1 pseudogene (only partly in view) is annotated in these 232 nt (G+C 66.8%); it reads left to right on the forward strand.

Annotated features, from left to right (window positions below):
* Nucleotides 1-232: pseudogene (locus H7J73_RS04375) on the forward strand (DUF222 domain-containing protein) (its annotated part extends 458 nt beyond the left edge of the window); the annotation flags it as partial.

Here is a 232-nt window from a genome sequence, read left to right on the forward strand (position 1 = left end):
TCAGACTGATCGCCGCACCCCCGCCCAGCGCCAGCATGATGCACTGACGGCGATGGGCCGCAACACCCTGTGCTCGGGTGAGTTGGGTAGCCATCACGGGCTGCCGGTCACCATCGTGGTGTCCACTACCCTCACAGAACGCGAGTCCGGGGCTGGGCTGGCGGTCACCTCGGGTGGGACCCGGATGCCGATGACCGACGTGGTCCGGTTGGCGTCGCACGCGTTTCATTAC

Origin of the sequence: Mycolicibacterium komossense, from assembly GCF_025822605.1 — a bacterium.
Lineage (GTDB): Bacteria > Actinomycetota > Actinomycetes > Mycobacteriales > Mycobacteriaceae > Mycobacterium > Mycobacterium komossense.